Origin of the sequence: Streptomyces sp. NRRL F-5122, from assembly GCF_001507435.1 — a bacterium.
Classification (GTDB): domain Bacteria; phylum Actinomycetota; class Actinomycetes; order Streptomycetales; family Streptomycetaceae; genus Streptomyces; species Streptomyces lannensis.
The window spans coordinates 1-6,230 of sequence record NZ_LMWH01000023.1 but is presented as its reverse complement, the minus strand read 5'-3'; the positions used below and the strand labels follow the sequence as shown (position 1 = coordinate 6,230).

The window sequence follows — 6,230 nt, the reverse complement described above, 5'->3', positions numbered from 1 at the left end:
GCGGTTGCGGTACCTGTCCCAGCGCCAGTAGTCGCGGTCGTTGCCGCGGTACCGCCGCAGGTCGATGCCGTGGTAGCGGCGCAGGTCCCCGTTGTTGCGATAGTGGGAGGGGTGGTGGATCCGTGCACTGTCGCCGCGGTGGAGGGCGGAGAAGGCGGGCGCCGCGGAAACCGATCCCGGCAGCGGGGTGGCGCTGGCTTCTGCCGTCAGGGGCACGGCAACCGCTCCGGCAGTCATGAGCGCGACTGCCACAGCCCTAGCAATGGTCTTCACGAACTCTCCTTTCGAACAGCAGGAATTCGATCATTTCCCTGCTGCTGTGTCAGACGCTACCCCGAATTCCGCGCTTCACTGCGCAAGCTGATAGGCGGTCAGGCGTGCCGGGGGTAGGTGGTCGGGATTACGAGTCGTACGGAAAGAGGCAGCTCAAAAGCCTTTCTGGGTAGGTGCGGGGCGGTGGGTTCCGGCCCCCCTTTAAAACACCCGTCCAGACGAATTCTTCCTCGTGGTGCAGCGCCTGTCCGGCCTGTATGAGCAAATCAATTGAATGGCTCTCGCCGGGTGAATTTCTATCCTTTATTGACCTGAATTCGGTGGAGTCGGGAAATCGGCCCTGTTCGCCGCTGCCTGTGGTTTCGCTGCCGTACGGGGTTACGGGCCCGCGATGGATCTGCCCCGGTTATGACGGAGTCGCGGTCCTGTCTGGGAACGCCGCGCCTCCTCCAGCGCTGCGGATCGCCGTGCGCCCGTGCTGTGGTCCTGCCGAGGGACCGGACACATCACCCGGTGAGGGCGGCCGCATGCAAGGAGAGCGGGACCACCTGCGCATCGCGACGCGCACCGCATCGACGGCTTGTAGTGTGGATTTGAGACCTGGAGGCAACGTATGCGCGCCTGTGACGACCCAGACTCCCTTGACGAGGCAACGAGGGATTTCATGGCGGCGCGTCCCCGACTCTTCGGCATCGCCTATCGCGTGCTCGGCAGTGCCGCGGAGGCCGAGGACATTGTCCAGGACGCGTGGCTGCGCTGGCAGACCACTGATCGTGCCGTCGTCGAGGAACCGGCGGCGTTTTTGGCGACGGTCACCACTCGCCTGGCGATCAACTGTGCTCAGTCCGCAAGAGTGCGGCGGGAGTCCTACACAGGGCCGTGGCTTCCAGAACCGGTGGACACCAGGGCGGATCCCCAGTTGGGTGCGGAACGGGCAGAGGTCCTCGACATGGCTGTTCTCTTCCTTCTGGAGAAGCTGAAGCCTGTGGAACGGGCCGCTTATGTCCTGAGGGAGGCCTTTGACTATCCGTATCAGCGGATCGCCGACATCCTCGAGACCAGCGAGGCCAATGCCCGCCAGTCGGTCAGCCGGGCCCGCAAGCATCTGTCGGCAGAACGCAAGGAGCCTGTCAGTTCCAGCGTCCATCGACAGCTGCTCGAGGCGTTCGTCGGCGCGGCGCGTACGGGTGACCTGTCGGCGCTCGAAGAACTTCTCACGGCTGACGTGGTCAGCTATGCCGACAGCGCTGGGAAGCGCGGGGCATCCAGGATTCCGGTTGTCGGACGTCCGCACGTCTCGAAGACCCTTGTTGCCTACGCCCCGCGGTTCTGGCCCGAGACGGAAATCCGCTGGGTCGAGGCCAACGGTATGCCGGCCGCCCTGGTTACAGCACATGGAGACGCGGTGGCTCTGCTGACCGCCGACGTGTCGAAGCGGGGCATCGAACGTGTCATGTGGGTGGTGGCCCCTGCCAAGCTTGCCCCCTATGTAGCTTCATTGGACAAATGAAGAGTTTCGTCGTAGCTCCCACGGTCTCGAGTAGGCATCTCATGGGTTCTCTACAGCCGGGCCTCCTCCTGTCGGCAGGTATGGGAGCCGGCGGGGTTGTGCGGGTCGAGGCGGCCCCCAAGGGGGCTCGCCACATGTGGGCGGTCATGACGTAGGGTCGATGTATCGGAGTAGAAACGTGCTCTGGGGCCGAGCAGGCAGCCGGACAGGGAGTACGCGCACACGCGGTATCGGACGATCCGCCACTTCTTCCGCGGAAGGAGTGCGTCACGAGGGCAGCACAGTTCAGCCGATTCGGTGGCCCGGAGGTTCTTGAGATCGTTGACCTCCCCGATCCCCATTCCGGTGCCGGAGAGATACGGATCAAGGTCCGTGCCGCGGGGATCAACGCCGGCGACTGGGAAAAGCGCCAGGGACTGATGGACCAGGAACTGCCACAGACCCTGGGCTACGAGGCTGCGGGTATCGTTGACGAGATCGGCGACGATGTCTCGGGTATCACGGTTGGCGACCGGGTCTTCGGAGCCTCACCGTACGGAGCCGCCCAAGCGGAGTTGGCCGTGCTGTCCTTTTGGGCCCCGATCCCGAACTCGCTCGACTACGCGAGTTCCGCTGCCATCCCCGCGGCAGCCGAGACCGCAGCGCGCTCGCTTGACCAGCTTGGCGTCACAGCGGGCAGCACTGTGCTCATCAACGGGGCATCTGGCAGCGTCGGGAGTGCCGCTGTTCAACTCGCCATGGAACGAGGCGCGCGCGTCATCGGCACGGGTAGTCCAGGCACGCACGCTGCCCTCCGCTCGCTCGGGGCCGAGCCGGTGGCTTACGGCGACGGGATGCCAGAACGAGTCCGGGCGATCATGCCGTCGGGTGTCGATTTCGCACTGGACGTCGCTGGCAGCGGCGTCCTTCCCGAACTCGTGGAACTCGTGGGCACGCCCGAGCACGTCATCACGGTCGCCGACTTCCGCGGCGCGCAGCAGACGGGCGTCCGCTTCAGCCGCGGCGACACGGGCCGAGCCACCTACGCGCTGGCCCAGGTCGCTCAACTGGCCGAAGTTGCACGATTTTCCATCCAGGTCGGCCAGACCTTCCCCTTGACCGAGGTGGCCCGCGCGCACCGGGTCGGCGAAGCCGGGACTGTGCGCGGCAAACTCGTGCTGCTCGTGGACTGACCGGTCTTCAAAAGGACTCACGGTTGAGGGGTAGTTGCGGCCTGAAGCCGCGGGTCTCGAGCAGCGACCGTGCCATGTAGTTGAGCGGGTTGCGGAATCCGAGGGCGGATCCCATGGAGGTGTTCGAGGCGACCGTTGATCGCCTCCGTGGGACCGTTGGACGCACCGGGACGGTCGAAGCGGGCCGGCGTATCGGCAGCTCGCTTCGTCAGGGTCCGGCCAGCCGGTCCCTCTGTTTGTCAGCGAGCAGGTCCGGCTCGAACCGGATCTCGGGATTGCGCCCGTCATCCATCCAGACGGCATTCCGCCCGGCTGCGAGCTCCTGCAGGACCGTGACCAGTTGTCCAAGTCGTCCGGAGCCAGACACACATTGAGACGCCCTGGGCGAACCCGCTTGTGACGACGATCTCCGCATCGAGGTAATCGTGCAAGGTCAAGACCCCGGGCATCGTCCGGCCGAGAACCTTGACCTCAAGACCACTCTCCCCGTCGACCAGACGGATGAGATCCACAATGCTGCCCTCGGTCACGCCCGCTCCCCACTCTCGCAGCGACTCGCGTCATCATGCACATGCGTCAGCACCCGCGAGTACGGGGCATGGCGTTAGAAGTTCTTAGAGAGCGGTTCGCGATTCTTTGAGTCGTTCTGTGATCGCTTGAGGGTGTGGGGTGGTCTGGACCCTCGATCGGGAGGTGTCCGCCTTCGGCCAGGACAGCAGTCACGCTCGCCGGTGAGCTGGATGAAGATGGACGGCCGGCTGCTCATCTTCGGTACGCACAAGCGTGTGAGCAGCTGACCGGATCGGTGGCGCTGTGCCTCCGGATCGGATTCCGGTGGGGAGGTGATCAGGCTCGTGGCGCTCGTCTGCCTGGCGGCCAGGACGGCCGGTCGGGGTCGGCGATGTTGCGTCACTTCGAGGTGGCGCAGCAGGTCGCCGACCGGTGACCGGCTCGGTCATGTCAGGCTGGATCGTGCATCGTCACACGCTCATCCACCCAGGGGCTGTCGCGTGTTGACGGCGTCTCGCCGACTGCCGGGTAGCGGTTTTCAGCGTCTGCGGCCCCGGACTCGCCAGCCGCTGCCCAGCCCTGCGAGGTGTAGCGCCAACACGGCGAGGCCGATGAGCATGACGTTCGTGGAGGTGAACGTGTCGTTGGTCGAGATGTCAGCTGCGTTGATCAGGAAGGCGATGAAGAACAAGACCGCCGCGACTATGGACAACATGGTGAGGTTCCCTTCGATTTCGCGCTGGGTGACGTACTCCGGTGCCTAGCGCTTGCCCCTGATGGGACAGGACACTCCCTGGCGGGTTTCGATGTTCCGGTCGGGTCTCTCACGGCCTGGCTGAGCATTCCGGTATTTGGGTGACGAGTGCTTCGTTGAGTTCCACCGGGCCCGAACCGGGCGGGGCTGTCCCGCTCCGAAGGAGAGCTCTGCGTGTGGTGTCCACGGGGCTGAGGGTACGAACACATGTGCTTCGAGGGCGGTGACGGCGCTCGTAGAGATCTGTGGCGGCGGTTTCCGGTCGAGCCTCGGCGAGTTCGGCCCGGTAGGGGATCGGGACGGCGATGGTGTCGTCGGTGAGCGGTCAGGAGCTCTCGGCGGTCTGGGTTTTACGGTCCGGGAATGGCGGCGGTGCCGCTTCGTGTTGCCGGGGGCATGACGATGAATGTGCAGCGGCCTGAGGTTCTGCGTTACACCGCCTTCTCCGGCGTCCCTGAGGGCGGCAACCCTGCCGGTGTTGTGCTGGACGCCGGCGCTCTCGACGACGGTGACATGCTGGCCATCGCGGCGGAGCTGGGATATTCGGAGTCCGCGTTCCTGACTGCGCCTCCGGAGGGGCTGGACGGCGAGGTGGGGCGGGCGTACGGCATCCGCTATTTCAGTCCCAAGGCCGAGGTTCCGTTCTGTGGGCACGCCACCGTCGCGACTGCTGTAGCACTCGCCGAGCGGATCGGCCCCGGTCGGCTGGTGTTCGCGACACCCGCGGGCACCGTGCCGGTGGATGTGGTGGAAGAGGGCGGTACGCTCCGGGCAACGCTGACCAGCGTCGAGCCGCACCTCGAAGAGATCGCCGACGTCGACCTGGCCGAGGCACTCGCCGCACTCGGCTGGCCGCCCGCCGAACTGGACACGGCTTTTCCGCCCCGTATCGCTTTCGCCGGCGCCCGCCATCTGGTCCTTGCTGCGGCAACCCGAGCGCGCCTGGCGGATCTGGATTACGACTTCGCGCGGCTGGAAGCCCTGATGCACCGCCTGGATCTGACGACGCTGCAGTTGGTGTGGCGCGAGTCGGCGACCGTCTTCCATGTCCGCGACCCGTTCCCCGTCGGCGGCGTCGTGGAGGACCCGGCGACCGGCGCGGCGGCCGCCGCGTTCGGTGCTTACGCCCGGGAGTTGGGCCTGGTCGCCGAGGACGCTGTTCTCACGTTGCACCAGGGTGAGGAACTGGGCCGTCCCGGCGAGCTCACGGTGACGCTGCGGGCGGGTGATACGCGCGTGCGTGTCAGCGGCGCAGGGGTGCGTATCGGCTGAAGCCCTCCGGCGGGGTCGGCAGCGCAGGGACCGGTCCGGTCCGCGGTCATGCGGCCTGCCGGTTCCATGACTGCAAGCCTGCGACCGAGCCGGCCCAGGGCACGTCCTCGTGCCGGTCCGCCGACTCTCGCTTCCCGGCGGCACGGGGCGATTGGGCGGTATCCGGCACTCGTGAAGGGTGTTGGCGTTCGGGCTGTGAGGAGTGCGGCGTTGTCGGCGCCACAGTCGGCGCGGTCTGACTGACCGGGGTGCGGCCTGGGTTTGTCCGCTTGCGGAGTGCCTGCCGGTGGAGCGGGGAGTTGTCGCGGGAGCTGGGGGCCTACGGCGGGTCTCTCCGGTGACGGCACGAACTCGCTGGGCCTGTGCGTGGGTTGTTGCTTGCTCTGTGTGCGAGGCCTGGTTCTGCTGGGGTGGGCTTGGCGGGGTCGGAGCCGCCGGGAAATACAGGTGGCTGCTGAGCGATGAGTCTGCACAGTCGCGTCTGGTTCCACATCCGTCGGCTCTGCGCGGCAAATGCGGCTGATCGTCCGGGAGTTCGTCTCGTTCAGTAGCCAGTCCGCTGGCCTTTTACCGACTGTTGGGTTGGGTGGCTGGGGCGATCGCGTGTCTACGGGGGTGGGTTGGGGAGCCTGCGGTTGCAGGTGTGCGGAGTGAACGGTTGTGCGTTTTTGAACGCTTGTCGGGTATGGGGGGTTTGCGTTTCTGTGTGGGGTTCGGCTACCGTCCAGGGCCTCCGGAC

6 protein-coding genes and 1 pseudogene are annotated in these 6,230 nt (G+C 66.2%); 3 read left to right on the top strand and 4 right to left on the bottom strand.

The window, feature by feature from the left end:
- The coding region (locus ADL25_RS04930; RefSeq protein ID WP_159044884.1) for a hypothetical protein at nt 1-273 on the bottom strand (273 nt) is incomplete at its 3' end.
- 613 nt (nt 274-886) lie between these two features.
- On the opposite strand from ADL25_RS04930, the gene ADL25_RS04925 reads away from it, so the two are divergent.
- On the top strand, nt 887-1,783 hold the full coding sequence (locus ADL25_RS04925) for an RNA polymerase sigma-70 factor (protein WP_059126381.1): 897 nt from the start codon (nt 887-889) through the stop codon (nt 1,781-1,783).
- A gap of 317 nt (nt 1,784-2,100) precedes the next feature.
- A complete protein-coding gene (locus ADL25_RS04920) occupies nt 2,101-2,955 on the top strand; it encodes an NADP-dependent oxidoreductase (protein ID WP_059126380.1) in 855 nt (284 codons plus the stop codon).
- 7 nt (nt 2,956-2,962) lie between these two features.
- Here the strand turns inward: ADL25_RS04920 and ADL25_RS45685 are convergent.
- The 3 genes and pseudogenes from ADL25_RS45685 to ADL25_RS47905 form a co-directional block, all read right to left on the bottom strand.
- Nucleotides 2,963-3,176 (bottom strand): annotated as a pseudogene (locus ADL25_RS45685) (transposase); the annotation flags it as partial.
- A 63-nt stretch (nt 3,177-3,239) separates the two neighbouring features.
- Nucleotides 3,240-3,467, bottom strand: a complete 228-nt coding sequence (locus ADL25_RS50280) for a DUF5959 family protein (RefSeq protein WP_234380575.1) — start codon at nt 3,465-3,467, stop codon at nt 3,240-3,242.
- A gap of 536 nt (nt 3,468-4,003) precedes the next feature.
- Entirely contained in the window at nt 4,004-4,180 is a 177-nt protein-coding gene (locus ADL25_RS47905) for a hypothetical protein (protein WP_107116518.1), read from the bottom strand.
- A 435-nt stretch (nt 4,181-4,615) separates the two neighbouring features.
- On the opposite strand from ADL25_RS47905, the gene ADL25_RS04915 reads away from it, so the two are divergent.
- Nucleotides 4,616-5,491: a PhzF family phenazine biosynthesis protein gene (locus ADL25_RS04915; protein WP_059126382.1), complete on the top strand. Its 876-nt coding sequence runs from the start codon at nt 4,616-4,618 to the stop codon at nt 5,489-5,491.
- Nucleotides 5,492-6,230: the final 739 nt, after the last annotated feature.

Coding starts and splice junctions, on each gene's coding strand:
- ADL25_RS04915 (WP_059126382.1), top strand. CDS start 4,616: ATGACGATGAATGTGCAGCGGCCTGAGGTTCTGCGTTACACCGCCTTC.
- ADL25_RS04925 (WP_059126381.1), top strand. CDS start 887: ATGCGCGCCTGTGACGACCCAGACTCCCTTGACGAGGCAACGAGGGAT.
- ADL25_RS47905 (WP_107116518.1), bottom strand. CDS start 4,180: ATGTTGTCCATAGTCGCGGCGGTCTTGTTCTTCATCGCCTTCCTGATC.